The following is a 17,191-nucleotide window of genomic DNA, read 5'->3' as shown; positions in this document are numbered from 1 at the left end:
CCAGCCGAATCCGTCCCGGCCGTGCGGTTCAGCCGTTCGCCGGATGGACCACCTCGACCCCCAGCTCCCTCAGCGCTTCGACCGCTGGGGAGTCGGCGGGGGCGTCCGTGACGACGAGGGCGATCTCCTCCATCGAGCAGATGCGGCCCAGCGCGGTGCGGCCGATCTTGTCGGCAGTGGCGACCAGGACGACCCGCTGCGCCGCGGCCACCGCGGCCCGCTTCACCTGCACGTCGTCGAGGTTGTAGGCGGTGGCGCCCTGTACCGGGTCGATACCGCAGCAACCCAGGACGAACGTGTCGAAGCACAGGTCCTTGAAGGTCTGCACAGGGGCGTGTCCGTAAAACGACAACTCCTCGGGGCGTACCTGACCGCCGGGCATCACCAGTTGGATGCCGGAATGCCCGGAGAGGGCGAAGGCGGCATGCAGGGAGAGAGGGGCGACCGTGAACTGGCGGCCGGCCATGGCCTTGGCGACGGCCACAGCGGTGGTGCCGGTGTCCAGGGCGACGGTCTCGCCCTCGGTGAGCAGATCGACCACGGCGCGAGCCAGCCGCTCCTTGGCCTGCGCCCCGGACATGGCCCGGACCGCATAGGGCGGCTCGACGCCGCCGGGCAGGCTGCTCACGGCGCCGCCGCGCACCCGGCGCAGGGCGCCCCGGGACTCCAGCACCTCCAGGTCCCGCCGGATGGTCATCTCGGACGCCCCGGTGGCCTGGGCCAGCTCAGCCACGGTCGCGCGGTTCTGCTGCACGAGCAGCCCCACGACGAACTTCTGCCTCTCCATCACGTTCATGTGTCTGCTTTTAGCACAGACGGAGCACGCAAGCGCCCCTGATATGCGTTCCGCACATCGCAACTGTTGAAACGAACATTTGGAATGAGTAATGTGAGCGAGACAGTGTGAATTTCAGGCTGTTATGAACGTTGAACATGTTCATTCGACTATGACCGATGAGGAGAGCGATGTCCTCCACCAGTGAGGCCGACCTGCCGGAAGCGGGGAGGCCCCTCCTCACCACCGTCGCGATCATCGCCTCGTGCGTGGCGTTTGTGGTGATCGGCGCCCTGCAGGCCCTCTACGGACCGGCGATCCCGGCCCTGCGGGAGGAGTACGGCATCAGCCCCGCCGTGGCCGGGCTCAGTCTCAGCGCCCACTTCGTCGGCGCACTGGTGGGCGTGCTGGTCTACCATCTCCTGCGGGGCCGGCTGAACAACCGGATGCTGCTCGGCGGCTCCTACGTGCTCATGGCGGCCGGTGCGGCCGTCTTCGCCTTCTCGCCGAACTGGGCACTGGCGCTCGCCGGCACGTTCGTCATCGGCCTCGGCTTCGGCGGCATCGACTACGGCCTCAACCAGCTCTTCGCCGTCGGGTTCGGCCGCCGCAGCACCGCCATGCTCAACCTGCTCAACGGACACTTCGGTGTCGGCGCCATCGCCGGCCCGGCCCTGATCGGCTGGCTCGGCGCGGACCACTACCCCGAGATCTTCCTCGGCATCGGCGCGATCAGCCTGCTGATCCTGTTCACCCTGGGCGGAGTGGCCCTCCGGGAGCCCCGACCGGCCCCGGCCGAGGACGCCTCGACGGGCGGCGCCCGGGTGCTCCCGATCATCGCGGTGTTCATCGGCATCTACGTGCTCCACGTCGCCATCGAGACCGGCGTCGGCGGCTGGGAGCCCACTCACCTCGAAGCCGTCGGATACGGTGCGGCCACCGCCGCCACCGCGACCTCCGCCTATTGGGCGGCGATGACCGTCGGCCGGTTCGTCGTCGCGCCCCTCAGCCTGCGCTGGTCCGCGCCTTCGATCCTGATCGTCTGCTGCGCCGGCATGGCTGGCTTCCTGCTCCTGGCGACGGTGCCCGCCCTCGCCCCGTACGCGTACTTCGGCGTCGGCCTGATGATCGCGCCGATCTTCCCGACCTGCCTGCCCTGGCTGAACCGCGCCGTCCCCAGCGTGGCCGCGGCCGGTGCCTACGTGATCGCCGCCTCGATGATCGGCGGCGTGGCCTTCCCGCCGCTGCTGGGCGGTGTCATCGACACGATGGACGTGAAGACGGTGCCGCTGGTCCTGTTCGTGCTCGCCGCGGTGTGCGGCGTCCTGAGCCTGTGGCTGCGGCGCAACGCCCCCGATCCCGGTGGGGTGGACCGCCCCGGCACGACCGAACGCACCGACGCCGTCGCCGCCCCCCGAACCTGAGGAAGACGAGGACCAAGAGGACCATGCGGAACTTGCGGAACACGAGCAGCACCAGCGACACGAGGAAGTCCGAAACATGAAAGCCGTTCTCTTCGACATGTTCGGCGTCATCGCACGGGTTCAGTCAGCCGAGTCGCAGGGCGTACTCGAGCGCACGGCCGGCGGCGACCCCGGCCGCTTCTGGGAGGCGTACTGGGCGCAGCGCGCCCCCTACGACCGCGGGGAACTGACCGGCCCCGGCTACTGGCAGAAGGTCTGCGCGCAGCTGGGACTCCCCCTCGACGCCCGCCTGACCGCGGATCTGATCGCCGCCGACCTCGCCAGCTGGAGCGAGATCGACCAGCACACCGTGGACCTGCTCGGCCACCTCGCCGACCAGGGGTTCATCCTCGGGCTCCTCTCCAACATCCCCGAGGAACTGGCCGCCCGGTACGAGGCCACCCAGCCCTGGCTCGAGAGATTCGCGGTGCGCGGACTCTCCTGCCGGATCGGCAGCGCGAAGCCGGAGGCTGCCGCCTACCAGTGGTGCATCCGGGAACTCGGGCTGCCCCCCGAGGAGATCCTGTTCGTCGACGACCGCGCGGACAACGTGCGGGCGGCACGCGAAGTCGGACTTCAGGGACACGTGTTCAGCTCCCCGGAAGACCTGCGAGCCGCCTTGGAGGCCGTGTCGCCGTGATGGCGACACCGCAGCTCTTCGTCCTGTGTGCCACCGTGGACGGCTGTTTTCCGCCCCCGCGCCGGGAGATCGAGACCGGCCGGGGACTCGTCGGCGCGCTGCTGGTCCAGGGCGCGCTGGCGGGCCGGCTGGAACTGCACCGTGACCGCGCCCGCTTGACCGGGCACGGCCCTGGTACCCCGGCGACACCATGTACCGCAAGCACCGGGAAGGCATGGTCGTGCACGTCCAGACCACCCGGGGCGGTGTGGTCGAGGCCGTGGACGAGGCCGCCCTCGCGCGGATCAGTGCCCTCGGGACGGTGCAACTGGCCGTACCGCGGCTGGCCCCCGGGGACCGGATGCGGCCCACCACCGATCTGCTGTCCAGTCCGCTGCGCGTCTTCCTGACCGGGGACAGCCAGGAGCAGCTCCTCGCCGACCACCGCCGGATCCGGCTGCTCGCCGACGCCGTGTTCCGGCTCACCCCCCGCTGACCGGCCGACACCACCGACCGACCATCCCACCCCGAGGAGCCCCGTGGCCGTGCCCGTCCGCGCCGACCTGGTCGCCGTCCCCGACTACAACATCCCCGCCACCGCACCCGACGCCGTCCTGCTCAACTCCAACGAGGTGCCGCTGCCCCCGCCGCCCTGCGTGGTGGAGGCGATCGCGCGCGCCGCGGTCGACGGCCACCGCTATCCCGAGTGGTTCTCCGACACCCTGGTGAGCCGGCTGGCGGCCGAGCTCGCGGTCCCCCCCGGCTGGATCGCCGTCGGGTGCGGTTCGACCAGCCTGTGCCGCGACCTGATCCAGGCCTTCTGCAGCCCCGGCGACGAAATCCTCTGCGCCTGGCGCTCCTTCGACGCCTACCCCGTCTTCGCCCGGGTCGCCGGGGTCCGCGCGCGCACCGTCCCCCTCGACGCGGAGCGCCGGCACGATCTGCGGGCGATGCTCGACGCTCACGCCGGCCACCCGTATCGTCTTCGTCTGCAACCCGAACAACCCCACCGGGACGGCCGTGGGCAGCCGTGAACTGCTCGACTTCCTCGACCGCCTGCCGGAGCGGATCCTGGTCGTACTGGACGAGGCGTACCGGGAGTTCGTCGACGACCCGGACGTGCCGGACGGGCTCGCCCTGGTCCGGGAACGCCCGAACGTCGCGGTGGTGCGCACCTTTTCCAAGGCGTACGGGCTGGCCGGAGTACGCATCGGCTACTGCGTGGCGGCACCTGCGGTGGTGTCCGCGGTGCACAAGGTGTCCGTCCCGTTCGCGGTCAGCAGGCTCGCCCAGGCCGCACCCCCTCGACCGCCCCGAGGACGTACGCGCGCGCTCAGCGGCGGTGATCCGGGAGCGGAACCGGCTGTACGCCCGGCTCGTCCGGACCGGGCAGCTGGCGACCCCCTCGCAGGCCAACTTCGTGTGGATGCCCCTGGGGGAACGAGCCGCCGAGTTCGCCGCGTTCTGCGCCCGCCACGGTGTGTTGGTCCGCGCGTTCCCGGGAGCCGGGGTACGCGTCACGGTCGGCCTCCGAGAGGAGAACGACGCCTTCCTCTCGGCCGTCGCCCGCTACCGGGAACCCTGAGCCGCCGGAGCGCGTCGCAGCGCTGCGCCGCCTGCCGGCTGCCCGTCGGCCCCCGGCAGGCACGGTCTCCGGCGGCGCCGCCGGTGTTCCTCCGCGACGTCGCCCGCGGGCGCGACGGGCTCCTCAACGTATTCACCCCGCACGCGACGGCCGGGCTCGCCGTCATCGAGACGGGCGCCGGGAGCGACGACGACCTGCTGGACGCCCTGCGCACGCTGCTCCCCGCCGACGACCGCTGGCGCCACCGGCACGGCTCCCCCGGCCACGGCCGCGACCACATGCTCCCGGCGTTCGTACCGCCGCACGCCACGCTGCCGGTCGTCGGGGGCGAACTCGCGCTGGGAACCTGGCAGTCGGTCGTCCTGGTGGACACCAACGGGGACAACCCGCAGCGGGGCCTTGACCCCGGATTTTGAACACCTCTATGCGGCTTGGGCCAGGGTACTTGCTGTTGCTTGGAAGTCGTTCTCGTGGCGATCGGGGACCACTGGCCGAGGCGGGAGGGCCGGCGTCGGGTGTTGTATCGGGTCAGCCATCGGAAGGCGCCGAGCCTGGCCTCGCGCTTGCTGGACCAGCCTTTGCGGCTTTTGACCATGCCTAGCGACTACCGAGATCCGTCCGGTTCGTAGCCAGCGAGAAGGAGTTGGCGCACGGACTCCGTGCGCGCCTGGAGCTGGTACCGGGCAGGGCCGGTGATGACGGAGCGGTTCCTCAGTGATGACGCGGTTCCGGCGCTTGAAGGTTCACGGCCTCAGGGTTGCTTGACGAGACGGCCGAGACAGTGCAGCGGCGGGGAGTCCGGCGAAGGCTGTTGGCTGCCGATCTGGACGTACCCCCAGCCCTCGTAGAGCCTCATCACCTTGCCGTCGCCAGCGGCCGGGTTGACGAGGAGGGACACGTAGTCCTCGTCGCGGTGCCTTAGGAGTTCGTCGTGCATGGTCTGGGCGAGTCCTTGGCCTCGCCAGGGCTTGACGACGCCGATCTCCTTGATCGCCAGGGACGTCGAGCCCGCGTACTCGGCAGGGGCTGGAGCATCCATTCGAGTCCACCAGCGGTTTCCGGGCTCCACCGTGTTGGCGTAGGCGTAGCCGATGGGTTCGCCGTCGGGAGCGTGGGCCATGACGGCTTCCCAGCCGGGATCGTTGCCGTGCCGGTCGAGTCGTTCGGTGAACGTCTCGACCTGGTAGTTCGGCAGGTGAAGCAGGTCGCCTCGTACGCTGGCGTAGACCTTGATCAGGTCTTCTCGCACGTCGTCGAGGTCGGTGTGGTGCTTCAGGATGACGGAGTGCGTCATTTCGTGGTTCCTTTCAGCGACCTGGTGTACTCCGTCCACAGTCGGGCGTGCGGGGTCCTCGGCGCGTTCTTGCGCAGTTCGCTTCCGAGGGTCGCCAGCATCTCTACGACGCGGGGATGGGATGTGGCCGCGTCCCGGGGGACGCGCATCGCGGAGGTCACGGCCGGCTCCAGGTCGCCTTGGCCCAGTTGGGCGAGGGCGAGGCGCGAGGTGGTGATGGCCCGCGACCTGTGCATGTGGGGTCGTAGGTTCGCCAGGCATCGGTGGGCGTGTGCCTCGGCGGCGTCGTATTGGGCTAGGGACATGAAGGCGGAGAGGGCGAGGCTGTCGAGTTCGGCTTGGTCGTAGAAGGCCCGCATCCAGACCGGGCGGTCCGCGTCGGGATCTGCTCGCTGCATCGCTTCCTGTGCTGTGTCGAGTGCTCGGCGGGTGGCTTTGAGGTCGCCGGCGGTGGCGTGGATGGCTGCGTGCCGGGCGTGGCCGAGGGAGGCGAACATGGGGTCGCGGCGGGTGATCGCGAGGGTGCGGGCGACGTCGTTGGCCGCTGCGGCGTCGGCGGGTCGCTTCATGTGCCGGTACATGGTGCCGGCGTGGGACCAGATGCGGAATTGGATGGCCTGGTCGCCGGACATCGCGGCGAGTTGCTGGGCGTGGCGCATGTGCTCGATGGCTCGGTTGTACCGGCGTCCGTCGATGGCGGCCCACATGGCGGAGGAGCGGAACGCGGCGGCGCTAGCGTAGAGGTATCCGCGTACGCGCTGGCTGGCGGTCCCACTGGCTTGTAGTCGAAGGGCTTCCTCGCTGAGGGCGGCGGCCTGCTGTTCGATGGTCTGCTGGCCGCCATGACGGTGATCGCTGGCGACGACTTCGGCGAAGCGTTGCTGGAGACACTCGACGTCGGTGACGCCGATGCGGGGCGAGGCCGCGTAGCTGGGCGTGGCGGCGGTGGCCGCGATCGCGGCGGCTCCCTGGATGAGGTGACGGCGGAGCACTGGCGGTTCCTCCTTCGCTGGTGCGGGTGCCGGGGTACGAGTGCGGCGTTCGAACCCTAAGTCGGTGGCTGACTTTCCACTGACGAGTTCCAGGGCTCGCAGTTGCACGTTCTTGGGGCAGCGGACACGTCCGGAGCGCCAGGCGCGGATGTTGCTGTCGTCCAGTCCCCCATGCCGGCCGGTGAGTTGGGCGACAGCCCCGTTGACCAGCTCAGCAAGTTCACGGGAGCTCAGTTGCTGGTCGTGCATCCATGCGACGAGTACGTGGTTCGGCAGCACGCTCATCGCTCCACAGTAGGACCGATCGCGACCCTCATGCAGGTAAACGAATGACCAAATCGCCCTAGGGTACGCGGAGATGAAGGAGTCACATCGCCCTACTCGCGGCCCGGCAGAAGGCGTTTATCTGAGCGAGCTGACGACGGATACTCCGCCGAAAGGACCGATGATGACCAGTCTCAGGGTGCCGAACACAATGCGTGCCGGCGAGGCCCCGGAGCCAGCCCACGTTGCGCCGTTACCAGCCACCGCCGTCCTGTCCTCGGATCGGGTGCCGCCGACTTTGGGGTTCCGCGACGGGGCGGAGACCGTTGTCTGGTGCGCGCGCCCCGCTGGGCCCGGCTCGTTTCGCCCGGAGGATGCCCGGTACGTGCAGGACGTTCGGCGCTTTACGACGTCCCATATGCGCCGCTGGGGCGTCGAAGGCACTGTGGCGTCGGCTGCCGAGCTGATGGCGAGCGAGCTGCTCACCAACGAACTCCAGCACGGTTCCAGCAGCTCGATCCGTGTCCGGTTGGTCGTCGCCTGTGGCGCTCTCATGCTGGCCGTGACAGGTGGCGGATCGTACGTTCCCAAGGTGAAGATGGCGGACCCGGAGGATATCGGCCAGCGAGGCCTCTTCCTGGTGGATCATCTCGCGCATGAGCACCGCGGATGCTGGGGCGTCTCCGCGGATGGCACCACCTGGTGCGTACTGGGCTCGGCCACCCTCTGGGAGTAGGCATGAGCCCCGGCCACCGTATCTACTTCTCCGTCGAGCGACCGGTATCCGACACCTGCCACATCGCCGTTGTGGTTCGCCGACTGCTGTACCTGGAGGCCAGCGGCGAAGTGGAGAGTCGGCTCGCTGCGCTACCTCTACGTCGTGCACCTACCCTGGCCCCCGGTCCCTCCCGGCGCTGGCCTCTCCACTTTGGAAGTGGCAATCTCCAACAACCCCTTCCCCTGGAACACGCTCGCTCCGCCGTCGGCGCGTGCTGAGCGCCCATAGGGGGTGCGATGCGCCGCGCTGCCACTGCCTTCGTTGCCAGGTTGCGCCCCAGCCTCCCATCGCCATGCATCTCGGCGGTCGGCCAACCGCTTCGAGGCCAGCGCCGCCGCACGCTGCTGCGGCAGGCAGTCTCCCTGTCGGTGCTCGCGCCGACTCCGACCACAACCTCACTATTCAAGGTCCCCATGTATGTGATGACGCTGCTGACCTCCGACCACGTCCCAGCTGTCGACGAGTTGATCCGCTTGCGCATGTACTGGCTGTTGGATCATCGGCTCCCGTTGAGCGGGGAGAGCTCCAACCTCGTCGATCTCGTCCGCCTCCCGGAGCCCGAGCCTGGCATGCTGCCCGTCGGGATGTGGGACGGCGAGACCCTCGTTGCTGCACTCGCGGTGCAGTCCGCAGCTCCCATGGCCGGCTGGACACTCGAGGAGCGGCAGGAATCGAGCCTGACGGTCTCCCTGGCTCACACCCACCCCGAGCAGCAGGGCCTGGGGCGACTGCTGACGCACTGGCTCTGCGACTATGCCGCACGCAGGCCTTCTCCCCCGGCGTGGATTCGCTGCACCGTGCGGGTGAAGAGTCTGGCTGACTATCTCGAGCATGCCTGTGGCTGGGAGAAGGTCCGCGAAGTCACAGGCTGGAAGGGTGACTCCCACCTGTTTCAGCGCGCCCCGCGCAGAGACCCGCACATGCGGTTATTGGTCCGCGGTGAAGGCGAGTTGGCGTGATGGTTCAGGCGCTCTCTCAGGAGGTGCGGCAAGCTGACTCTATTGATCTTGCTGCTTCGAAGGTGACGGTCGAAGAGGTCTGTGAGCTGATCACCTCTGATATTGAGCTCGGCCGCTACGTGCCGGGGATGGTGCTGTCGGCTAAGGTCGTCGCCGCCGACCTCGGTGTGCCTGCGGCCCTGCTGCCGCGCGCATTCGCAGACCTGGCGCAGGCCGGGACATTGGCCCGAAGCGGCCACCACATCGCCGTGCCTCATACGTCGGATGAGCGGGCCTTGCGGGCCCGCCACCTGGCCGACCGGTTCCTCGACCAGGTCGCGGCCAGGCTCTACCCTCCCGAGGCGCCGCTGCCGGGGATCGCCGAGCTCGCCCGCGACCGCGTCACCGAACCATCGCTCATGCGCATGGCCCTCAGCCTCCTCGAGGAGGGGGGATGGGTAGGACGAAAGCCGGGGCGGGGCCGCGTAGTCCTGCCCTCAGGGTGGCTGCTCGCCCCGCCCCGGACCGAGGCCCTTCCACCCTGCGCCACCGGGACAGCGGGGCTGGCCGAGCACGCGATCCGGGATGCTGTCAGGTTGGCGTATACCCGGTGGCGCAGCCGGCAGTTCCTGCCGCCCGAGGACGTCGAGCGGGCATGGCAGGAGATGCGCGTCATAGCCGCTCATGTCCTGCCGTCCACCCTGCCCGGGACTCTTCCTTCGGCTTACCGCGGGGATCGGGCAGTGGCCCTTGTGCGGGAGGCGGCGTCGGCTCCGCTCCCCGACACCGCCCTGCTGGGCCTGTGGCACACCGCCTGTCTGGCCATGGCCATCAGGGGCCTTCTGGCCTACTCCTGCCGGAGGACGCCATGACCGCAAACCGCGGCCACCGGTTGCTCCGGCTGCTTCGCCGGCTGGCCGGTGTGCCGCTGGTGGGACCGATCGCAGCGGGCATCGCGGCTGCGTACGGCAGATGGCGTGTCCGGCAGATGCTCTCTCGCACCCGCCTCCGGGTCGATCCGGAGAACGGTGGGGCTATACGCCCCGGCCCTTCGCGGCGCTGGCCTGGGGAGTGACCGGCGCCGACGGCCGGCGCAGTGTGCGGTCACGTGCGTGGTTCTCGGGACGGGACTGGGGATGCTTGCTTCTGACGCGGGGTCCCGCCGGGCTCTTGGGTTCGGGGGTGGCTGATGGCGTTGCGATCCGCCCGCTTCTGCAGCAGCCGGGCGCGCTGGGACTCCACGATGCTGGGGTGGTTGAGCGTGCGGCTGAAGGTGGCGATGACTTCGTTGAGTGGGGTTGGGATGGGCTGCTTTGTGGGTGGTTGGGCGAGTGTCGCGGTGGTGCGGTCGCTGGTTTGCGATGTCAGGACGGCTGGGCTTGCACCGTGCTCGTCGGCGGCCTGGTCGAGAAGGCGGCGGAAGTGGGTGGCATCTCCGCCGAGGAGGTCGACGAACAGCTTCAAGACGCGCCAGGCGGGAAGTTGGGTGCCCTCGATGAGGTGGGCGACTTCGTCGGTGGTGAGAGTCCAGCGGCTGGCGACGGCGATGTCCTGGGCCGCGGGCTGGCCGGCTCGTGAGTGGAGGGTGTGGACGGCTTTGTGGAGCGCGTCGGCCGCAGGAACGGGTGATTCCTCATCCTCGGTGAGAGTGATGTCGCGGGTTCGTTCGCTGCACCGCTCGGTTACCCATACGGTCCGCAACACGCCGGGGTCGGCTCCGCAGGCGTGCGCGAACTTCTCGGTCATGGGCCAGGTCGGGAGGCGCTCGCCAGAGAGAATCCGTGACAGGAATGAGGGAGAGCAGCCGATCTTGGCGCTGACCTCGGTGTTGGTCTGCTTGGACGTGCGCACCAACATCGACAGGACGGGGGCCAGTCTGTTGTACGCAGCCCCCGACGGCGTGGGGGTGGTGGTGGGAGTGGGTTGATTGTCGGGGGATGCGGGCTGCGGGGCTCGAGCGGCGGAGGTGCGGTGTGGCCTGGGGCTGACCGGCGGGGAGTTCTTGGGTGAGGTTCGTGGGGCGAGTGCTGGGGTGGGGTTGCCGGTGAGGCGGGCGAGGCGGCGCGTGATGAAGTCGTCGGAGTAGCGGTGGCGGGCGGTGTCCTGGCTGATGCCGAGGACTTCGCTGACACGGCCCCAGGTGACTTGGTGGTTGCGGGCGCGCCCGACGAGTCCGGCGGTGAGTCCTTCGAGTTGCTGCTGCATCTGCGCCGCGAGTTTGAGGGGCTCCTCGCCGTCGGCGTCTGGGAGCAGCCGCAGGAGTTCGCGGGCGGATTCCCTCAGGTCATGGGCGATCTCGGTGACGGGGTCCTTGGTGGAGTTGCTTCCGATGGCGGGTGTGGGCGGGGTCGGGCGTTGGGGGGTGTCGGTTGGCTGCGGTGAGGCTGGGTCGGTGCCGACCGGCTCGGGTTGGGTCTTGCGGGCTCGGTGGGCGGCCTGTCGGCAGGCGGCGCCGCAGTACTTCTGAGGGCGCCCTGCCCTGACGCCGGAATGGGTAAGTGGGGTGCCGCAGTGGTCGCAGGTCATGGTGTCCGTCCGTGTCACGAAAAGGGTTCAAGTCGGCGGTGTGCAAGCGCATGGTGTGGAAGATTCGCCGGATTTCGTGACGGCTCTCGGGCCGCGGGAGTGGTCCTGGAGCCGTTTTTGCGGTTGCACGCGGGGTGCGTGGGCGGGGGCGTGGCTCCCGCCCACGGTGGTACTAGCGCCGGCGGCGGCGAGCCTGGTGTACACCGGCGAACGCGCCGGTCGTGGCTGCAGCGACGGAGTAGAGGGCCCCTGCGGGGACGGTGACTTGAACGGACGTCTGGTTGATCAGGATGAGTCCCAGAACGGGAATCGCGAGAAACGCGAAAGTCACGCCCTTGCCAATCCGGTTCATGGAACGAAATGTTTCGTGACGGCGGATACGCTGGCTTCCAGCCGAGCGGCCAATGGACGGTTTCGTTCGGCGGCGCCGACGGGTACGTGCCATGTGCACAGTCCTTTCGGTGTTGCGTGGAAGGCGTGCGGGGCTCCGAACAGAGGTTTCCAGGCCATGTAATGAGGCCCCGCACGCACCTGCGAGTGACCGTACAGACACGATGCGCTAGCCGGGAAATCTACTCATACGAGACGGCAGCGCTCTTTTTGCACGTTGCTGCAGGACAGGTTGACGTTTCGTCACCCGGCTGGCCGAAATCTTCCTGAAGTCGAGCAAACGCGCCCCGCGCGCGCCCGCGCACTGGTAAAGCACCCAATCCGCCGGAGAGTCCAGGGGCGTCCGGAAGGCAAGGGGTAGATGTATCTAGGACCGCCACACGGCTTCAACCCGTGGCCGGAGGATGACGCCGTTGTCTCACGTGCGGAGCCGATGAAGCGATCCGGGTCAGCCCGCAACCGCCGGTCAACCCGGCGACTTGGCGACCCGGCGACCCGGCGCCCGATCACGATCGGTCGCCGAATGATCCGAAATCATTCACAAGCCATCTCTTGTGGTCTTCTGGTGTGTGCCCTCCTGCGTTGCTCCGAGGATGGAGCGGGGCTTCGCCATTCGGTTGAAGCCGAGCCCGCCTGACGAAGGGGAGCCCATGCAGCGGTGCACTGGGATCTGGACTGCGCCCGCAGCCTGCATTCGCGTACAGCGACGGGCGTCGCCCCGCCGTACGCGCGGCTCGTACCCGTCGAGGCCGTCCGATGAGCGACGTCACTGACGAGGCTGACGGCGCAGTCCGTTTGCCCGAGCCGCCGGCTGCCACGCACCGGTGGGCGCCCGAGGAGTGGGACCGGTTCCTGGCCTTCGAGCAGACGCACCGGGCGCGCTTCACCCGCTACGCCTGGATGGACCTGGACTCCCAGGTCGACGCTGAGGAGGCAGTGGAGCGGACTTGGGACGAGTTGATCGAGGAATGGCCGAGCCTGGCCTTCGGGTTGAACCTCAACCATCATGCCTGGCAAGTCCTCAAGCGGCACGTTGCCATCCAGATGCGCCTGCGCCATGACAGGTACCCGGTCGACCCTCAACTCCTCCACGCCGTCGCCCCCGACGGCTCGGATCTTCTGGACCAGGTCCGGCTGGCCATCGCCCGCCTGCCGGAACGGCAGCGCATCACCCTGCGCATGCGCTACCTCCTGGACTACAGCAACGACGAGATCGCCGACATGATGTCCATCCCCAAGGCCACCGTGCGCTCAAATCTGCGCCATGCCCACAACCGGCTGGCCCGGATCCTCGATCTGCCCACTGACGACACCAGGAAAGGCAAGGCCCGGCCATGAGCGAGACCCACGGGAGCTACGGAACCGTGGAGGAGCTTCTCGCTGCCGCGCTGAAACCAAGCCTGTTCCACGGCGAGGAGACCCTCTCCCCACCCGTACCTGCCGAAACGCCGAACCGGGCGGGTCAGATCCGTCTCGCAGCAGCCAGGGCCCAGCTTCGCCAGGCACGCCACGCATACGGGTTCGCCGGACAGGCGTGGCAACAGCTTGTGCACAACGAGGAAGCTGGGGAGGAGCTGGAGGCGCTGTGTGCCGAGACCGTCTCCCACCCGAGCGCCGGCCCCAGCATCGCCGTGTTTATCAGCAGCCACCACACCGACGGGACTGGAGCGCAGGTGTTCGCGTGCCTCCTGCACGCCGCCGGGGACAGCGAAGGGGCACGCTTTTGGTGGCAGTACGCAGCCGGTATGGGTATCGACAAGGCCGCCTACTGCCTGGTCCTGGATCACTCCCGGCGTGGTGAGTACGAGGACGCCCAATTGTGGGCGGACCTTTTGGCCCACTCCGACTTCACCCCCGACCCGCGCTGGCGTCAACGCCCGCTCTCTCCCGGCGTACGGGACGTACTCACTGGCCTCCTCGCGTGTATCCGGCAGGAGTCTCACGAGGATCTGGGCCTAATCCCGCTACCGGCAACGAGGTTCGCGAAGGCAGTGTTCGCCCTCGCCCTTCACCCGCAGCAACCCCGCCCCGGCTACTGGATGATCCGCCCGCCCGGCACCCCTCACCCGACGCCCCCCGGCGCCAAGGCACCCAACCGGCTCGCACACGAGCAAGACCTCCCCTTCAGCCCCAGCCCCAGCCCCAGCCCCAGCCCCAGCCCCGAAGCAAACAGGCGACCGGCCCACATCGCTGCGGCGGCTCCATCCGAACCAGAGGCACCCGGCTGGGTGATGGGCACCCCGCACCTGCTGCCCAGGAGCGGAAGGCAAGCCTCGGCTGACGACAGCGCCGCCATGCGCCAGGCACGACACGCCCACAACGTCGTTGGCGTACTGCAGAAGCACCGCCTCGGGATCAGCGCGAGCCAGATCGCCACGAAGACCGGCCTGGACGATGCTGCACTCGCCCCGCTACTCGAGATGCTGTGCGAGGAAGACTTCGCAGAGCCCGTCCACGGCGCCGTAGGCGTCTACGCACCCGGGCTGGCCCTGGACCGGCTCGCCTTGCCGGGCGGAAGCGGCATCGGAGCCCAGCTCCAGCGCACTCTTGCCATCGCCCGCGACCACATCGGCGCCGCGATCTACCTCTCCAGATACAGCGATGGCGACGTCCTCGTCACGCAGGCTTCCACCAGCACCAACGCCCCACCCGTCGAGGAACACACCCCCTTCCACCAAGCTCCGCACGCCAGCGCCCTCGGCAAATGCCTCATCGGCCAGCTCCGCCACGACCAGCAAGCCGAACACATCACCCGCTACACGATGGAGAGCTTCACGGCACGGACCTGCAAAGACCCCCGTACCTTCCTTGAGCGCCTAGGCCGAACCCGCCCAGGCGACCCCGCTTACGACATTCGCGAGTACGACCAACTCGTCGTCTGCTCAGCCGTACCCGCCAGCCTCAGCAGCCAAATCGGAGGCCTCGCACTGTCCCTGCCCTCCCACCACGCCCACCGCCTGAGAGAAGCAACGAAAGCCCTCCAGGCCAAAGCCGTCCCCATCCTCCTCGTCCTCCTCCTCACCGGCGCCATCCCCACCAACACCTCTGCAGGCGACCTCCACACAGCAGATCTCCTCGCCACCCCAGGCGACGCCCCGCTCAACGAACGCGGCCTCAACCACCTACGCCGCATGTTCGCCACCCCCCTCACCAGCCCGGCTGCTATCCGCAACGCCGCCGGCACGACCGCGCCCCACCTCGTGACCGACACCGCCTCCAGCACCTTCTACCTCTTCGATGCTGCACCCCCCGAATCCGTCAACGCCCTTGCCCTGCCCCACCCCATCACCGCTCCCATCCCCGGCACCCAGCTACTCGACAGCGTCACCACCTTCCCTAGCCCTCCGGGAGACCTCCTCGTCTACAGCACCTGACCGCCACCAGCCATGGACGCCGAGAGCACGATGCCCGTGAGGTGGCGCGCCCGATCACCCACAAGCGACGCTCCTCAGCATCGCCAGCAGATCGGAGCGATCCCCTGCCTTCCTGGGCAAGGGGCGGACGCAGGACATGGCCGCCTATGGGCGCTCATTCACGATTGCGGGTGGCGAGGAGGACGGGGTGCTGTTGGAGACGCCAACCCGCCAGGCCCAGAAGCGCCCGTAGACCGCGGAGAGCATCTCCCGCCACTTGGCGCTGGTCCGCAGCCGCCAGACCAGCCCCTCGAACTGCGCCCGCAGTTGGTCCGGGTACCGTCCTTGCCGCGCGGCGGCCGCCCCGCCCCGCCCCGCCCCGACTGAGCGACGGATTTCAGCCACTCATGAAACGTGATCGCCGCAGGTGGTTCGTCGGGCGGTGGGGTGTTTCACAGGTGACATCACCTATGAAACAGCCACCAAGCCCACACCATGATCAATCTCAGCGCCAACCACGATGCCCTTAATCCCCGAGGCCGAGTGACGGATCGGCCATGCGGCCGCATCCTCCAGCGGGTGGCCTGGTTCCCGGCGTACTCCACCGAAGAGCCCGCAACGGGGGGCCTCAGCGCAGGACGCTGGCCCAGTGGGCCAGGACCGAGGGAAGCTCGTTGGCGTCCACCCATGCCCGGAACAGTTGGTCACCTTCGACCCGCCGCTCTGGAGTGCCGGTGTACGCGGCGACAATCGCTCGGTCGTGCATCAGCGCGTCCCCCCTCTGTCCGTCCAGCTCCTTCCACACGATCACGTACCCCTGGCGGTACGTCAGCGGTCCTACCTCGTACACGTCTTTGACCTCGGGGGCCCCGGGATCTCCGTTTATGTTCATGGACCCGGAGCCTATGCCCGCTCCGCGCGCTTCGGGGCGAGATCAGCAATCGAGGGGGCTAAAACGGTCGTCTGCGCCCCCTCAGAACCGACTGAAGCAGCAAAGTCCGAGCGGCTGGCCAAGGGGGCGCCGTACGCGCTCTGGAGTGCCGTTTCTGCGGTGAATCCGTGCCCCCGCCCGGGTGACGGGCACGCTGCCCGCCTTCCGGACAGGCTGACGGGGCGGCTACAACCCGGGGCGTGATTAAGAACCTGTTGCTGCGCGGTCTGCCCGCGCTCGCCCTCGCCGCCCTGCCCCTACTCGCCACCGCCGCGCCGGCCTCCGCTGACGGCCCGGCCTCGGCCGTCACCCTGCCCGCCGCGCTAGAGACGACGTCCCTATTCGAGGGCATCGACCGCATCCCCGCGGCCGCCGAATCCCGCGAGGGATACGTCCGCACCGCCTTCAAGCACTGGAACGCCGGCGCCATCCCGGACGATGGATGTAACACTCGAGCCGAGGTCATCCTGCAGGAAGCCGTCGAGTACCCCGAGATCGCCCCGGGCTGCAAGCTCACCGGCGGACGCTGGTTCTCCCCGTACGACGACACCTGGGTCACCTCCGCCTCCGGCCTGGATGTGGACCACCTCGTCCCGCTCGCCGAGAGCTGGGACTCCGGGGCCTCAGCCTGGACCGCCAAGCGCCGCGAGGCCTACGCCAACGACCTCGCCACCCCGACCTCGCTGATCGCGGTCACCGCCAAGTCCAACCGCGCCAAGGCCGACAAAGACCCAGCCGAGTGGCTGCCCCCGACCGCCACCTACCACTGCACCTACGTCACCGGCTGGGTCGAGACCAAGCTCCGCTGGTCCCTGACCGCTGATGACCGCGAGCGCGAAGCGCTCCTGGGCCTCGCCGAAGACTGCCCCGGCGCCACCGTCACCTACGAGACCGTCCCCTTCGACACCGCGAAGTAGGCACACCCCGTCTACAGGGGCACAGCCAGGCGGGACCCGATGCGAAAGCGCATCTCCCCGGCCGCATGACGGACCTCCTCAGGCTGCTGCTCATCATCGAGCATTCCGAGGAGGACCATCAGAGCTCTCGCCTCGTCCTCGCTGATCAGCCTCAGGCGCGGCTCGGTGACCCCGTCGAGGAGTACATAAAGCAACTCGTTGTCCATGCCCGGAACAACGCGAAGCCGGCTCGGCCGTCACGACGGGGCACCTAGGCAGCCCGGCCGAGAGTGTGAATCGATCACGCGTGCGGGCGTGTGACGTCCTGGGTGGTAGTCGGGCAGATCACCATTCGGGCATGGCGGCGAATATCTCGTGGCGGATGTG

At 68.8% G+C, this 17,191-nt stretch carries 17 protein-coding genes and 2 pseudogenes; 11 read left to right on the top strand and 8 right to left on the bottom strand.

Features of this window, described 5'->3' with window-relative positions:
- Positions 1–28: 28 nt before the first annotated feature.
- Entirely contained in the window at positions 29–796 is a 768-nt protein-coding gene (locus AB5J51_RS40075; protein ID WP_369780138.1) for a DeoR/GlpR family DNA-binding transcription regulator, read from the bottom strand.
- Between the two features lie 170 nt (positions 797–966).
- On the opposite strand from AB5J51_RS40075, the gene AB5J51_RS40070 reads away from it, so the two are divergent.
- The 5 genes and pseudogenes from AB5J51_RS40070 to AB5J51_RS40050 form a co-directional block, all read left to right on the top strand.
- Positions 967–2,199 (top strand): sugar MFS transporter, encoded by a 1,233-nt coding sequence (locus AB5J51_RS40070; protein ID WP_369780137.1) that lies wholly within the window; start codon positions 967–969, stop codon positions 2,197–2,199.
- A gap of 76 nt (positions 2,200–2,275) precedes the next feature.
- Complete coding sequence (locus AB5J51_RS40065) at positions 2,276–2,878, top strand: HAD family hydrolase (protein WP_369780136.1); 603 nt, start codon at positions 2,276–2,278, stop codon at positions 2,876–2,878.
- 190 nt (positions 2,879–3,068) lie between these two features.
- Positions 3,069–3,353 (top strand): hypothetical protein, encoded by a 285-nt coding sequence (locus tag AB5J51_RS40060; protein ID WP_369780135.1) that lies wholly within the window; start codon positions 3,069–3,071, stop codon positions 3,351–3,353.
- Positions 3,354–3,396: 43 nt separating this feature from the next.
- A pseudogene (gene hisC, locus AB5J51_RS40055) lies at positions 3,397–4,442 on the top strand (histidinol-phosphate transaminase).
- An 86-nt stretch (positions 4,443–4,528) separates the two neighbouring features.
- Positions 4,529–4,858 (top strand): annotated as a pseudogene (locus AB5J51_RS40050) (YjbQ family protein); the annotation flags it as partial.
- Positions 4,859–5,193: 335 nt separating this feature from the next.
- Here AB5J51_RS40050 and AB5J51_RS40045 read toward each other — a convergent pair.
- Together AB5J51_RS40045 and AB5J51_RS40040 are read right to left on the bottom strand one after the other, a co-directional pair.
- Positions 5,194–5,736, bottom strand: coding sequence for a GNAT family N-acetyltransferase (locus AB5J51_RS40045; RefSeq protein ID WP_369780134.1), 543 nt, complete (start codon positions 5,734–5,736; stop codon positions 5,194–5,196).
- Positions 5,733–7,013 (bottom strand): XRE family transcriptional regulator, encoded by a 1,281-nt coding sequence (locus AB5J51_RS40040; protein WP_369780133.1) that lies wholly within the window; start codon positions 7,011–7,013, stop codon positions 5,733–5,735. Before AB5J51_RS40040 ends, AB5J51_RS40045 begins: the two co-directional genes overlap by 4 nt.
- A gap of 160 nt (positions 7,014–7,173) precedes the next feature.
- Here AB5J51_RS40040 and AB5J51_RS40035 point away from each other — a divergent pair, with 160 nt between their 5' ends.
- From AB5J51_RS40035 to AB5J51_RS40025, 3 genes are all read left to right on the top strand, one after another.
- The gene (locus tag AB5J51_RS40035) at positions 7,174–7,728 is read left to right on the top strand and encodes an ATP-binding protein (protein ID WP_369780132.1); all 555 of its coding nucleotides are present in this window, start codon (positions 7,174–7,176) and stop codon (positions 7,726–7,728) included.
- Positions 7,729–8,192: 464 nt separating this feature from the next.
- Positions 8,193–8,729: a hypothetical protein gene (locus AB5J51_RS40030; protein ID WP_369780131.1), complete on the top strand. Its 537-nt coding sequence runs from the start codon at positions 8,193–8,195 to the stop codon at positions 8,727–8,729.
- Positions 8,726–9,580: a hypothetical protein gene (locus AB5J51_RS40025; protein WP_369780130.1), complete on the top strand. Its 855-nt coding sequence runs from the start codon at positions 8,726–8,728 to the stop codon at positions 9,578–9,580. The genes AB5J51_RS40030 and AB5J51_RS40025 overlap by 4 nt, the downstream gene beginning before the upstream one ends.
- Before the next feature lie 232 nt (positions 9,581–9,812).
- On the opposite strand, the gene AB5J51_RS40020 is transcribed toward AB5J51_RS40025, so the two are convergent.
- Entirely contained in the window at positions 9,813–10,913 is a 1,101-nt protein-coding gene (locus AB5J51_RS40020; RefSeq protein ID WP_369780129.1) for a helix-turn-helix domain-containing protein, read from the bottom strand.
- 493 nt (positions 10,914–11,406) lie between these two features.
- Positions 11,407–11,586, bottom strand: a complete 180-nt coding sequence (locus tag AB5J51_RS40015) for a hypothetical protein (RefSeq protein ID WP_369780128.1) — start codon at positions 11,584–11,586, stop codon at positions 11,407–11,409.
- Between the two features lie 794 nt (positions 11,587–12,380).
- Here AB5J51_RS40015 and AB5J51_RS40010 point away from each other — a divergent pair.
- Entirely contained in the window at positions 12,381–12,962 is a 582-nt protein-coding gene (locus tag AB5J51_RS40010) for an RNA polymerase sigma factor (RefSeq protein WP_369780127.1), read from the top strand.
- Positions 12,959–14,998, top strand: coding sequence for an IclR family transcriptional regulator C-terminal domain-containing protein (locus AB5J51_RS40005; protein WP_369780126.1), 2,040 nt, complete (start codon positions 12,959–12,961; stop codon positions 14,996–14,998). Before AB5J51_RS40010 ends, AB5J51_RS40005 begins: the two co-directional genes overlap by 4 nt.
- 144 nt (positions 14,999–15,142) lie before the next feature.
- Here the strand turns inward: AB5J51_RS40005 and AB5J51_RS40000 are convergent, their stop codons facing one another.
- Positions 15,143–15,382 (bottom strand): hypothetical protein, encoded by a 240-nt coding sequence (locus AB5J51_RS40000; protein ID WP_369780125.1) that lies wholly within the window; start codon positions 15,380–15,382, stop codon positions 15,143–15,145.
- A gap of 223 nt (positions 15,383–15,605) precedes the next feature.
- Positions 15,606–15,869 carry a hypothetical protein gene (locus AB5J51_RS39995; RefSeq protein WP_369780124.1) on the bottom strand — a complete coding sequence of 88 codons (264 nt, stop codon included), beginning with the start codon at positions 15,867–15,869 and terminating at the stop codon, positions 15,606–15,608.
- Between the two features lie 242 nt (positions 15,870–16,111).
- Here AB5J51_RS39995 and AB5J51_RS39990 point away from each other — a divergent pair, with 242 nt between their 5' ends.
- On the top strand, positions 16,112–16,825 hold the full coding sequence (locus AB5J51_RS39990) for an HNH endonuclease family protein (RefSeq protein WP_369780404.1): 714 nt from the start codon (positions 16,112–16,114) through the stop codon (positions 16,823–16,825).
- An 11-nt stretch (positions 16,826–16,836) separates the two neighbouring features.
- On the opposite strand, the gene AB5J51_RS39985 is transcribed toward AB5J51_RS39990, so the two are convergent.
- Positions 16,837–17,031, bottom strand: a complete 195-nt coding sequence (locus tag AB5J51_RS39985; protein WP_369780123.1) for a hypothetical protein — start codon at positions 17,029–17,031, stop codon at positions 16,837–16,839.
- Between the last annotated feature and the right edge of the window lie 160 nt (positions 17,032–17,191).

The sequence above is a fragment of the Streptomyces sp. R33 genome, from assembly GCF_041200175.1.
GTDB classification, from domain to species: Bacteria; Actinomycetota; Actinomycetes; order Streptomycetales; family Streptomycetaceae; genus Streptomyces; species Streptomyces katrae_B.
This window is presented reverse-complemented; position numbering and strand designations above follow the sequence as displayed.

Bases quoted from the DNA above. Each gene is read 5' to 3' on its own strand.
- AB5J51_RS40075 (WP_369780138.1), bottom strand. From the start codon at position 796: ATGAACGTGATGGAGAGGCAGAAGTTCGTCGTGGGGCTGCTCGTGCAG.
- AB5J51_RS40070 (WP_369780137.1), top strand. From the start codon at position 967: ATGTCCTCCACCAGTGAGGCCGACCTGCCGGAAGCGGGGAGGCCCCTC.
- AB5J51_RS40065 (WP_369780136.1), top strand. From the start codon at position 2,276: ATGAAAGCCGTTCTCTTCGACATGTTCGGCGTCATCGCACGGGTTCAG.
- AB5J51_RS40060 (WP_369780135.1), top strand. From the start codon at position 3,069: ATGTACCGCAAGCACCGGGAAGGCATGGTCGTGCACGTCCAGACCACC.
- AB5J51_RS40045 (WP_369780134.1), bottom strand. From the start codon at position 5,736: ATGACGCACTCCGTCATCCTGAAGCACCACACCGACCTCGACGACGTG.
- AB5J51_RS40040 (WP_369780133.1), bottom strand. From the start codon at position 7,013: ATGAGCGTGCTGCCGAACCACGTACTCGTCGCATGGATGCACGACCAG.
- AB5J51_RS40035 (WP_369780132.1), top strand. From the start codon at position 7,174: ATGATGACCAGTCTCAGGGTGCCGAACACAATGCGTGCCGGCGAGGCC.
- AB5J51_RS40030 (WP_369780131.1), top strand. From the start codon at position 8,193: ATGACGCTGCTGACCTCCGACCACGTCCCAGCTGTCGACGAGTTGATC.
- AB5J51_RS40020 (WP_369780129.1), bottom strand. From the start codon at position 10,913: ATGCAGCAGCAACTCGAAGGACTCACCGCCGGACTCGTCGGGCGCGCC.
- AB5J51_RS40015 (WP_369780128.1), bottom strand. From the start codon at position 11,586: ATGAACCGGATTGGCAAGGGCGTGACTTTCGCGTTTCTCGCGATTCCC.
- AB5J51_RS40010 (WP_369780127.1), top strand. From the start codon at position 12,381: ATGAGCGACGTCACTGACGAGGCTGACGGCGCAGTCCGTTTGCCCGAG.
- AB5J51_RS40005 (WP_369780126.1), top strand. From the start codon at position 12,959: ATGAGCGAGACCCACGGGAGCTACGGAACCGTGGAGGAGCTTCTCGCT.
- AB5J51_RS39995 (WP_369780124.1), bottom strand. From the start codon at position 15,869: ATGAACATAAACGGAGATCCCGGGGCCCCCGAGGTCAAAGACGTGTAC.
- AB5J51_RS39985 (WP_369780123.1), bottom strand. From the start codon at position 17,031: ATGGACAACGAGTTGCTTTATGTACTCCTCGACGGGGTCACCGAGCCG.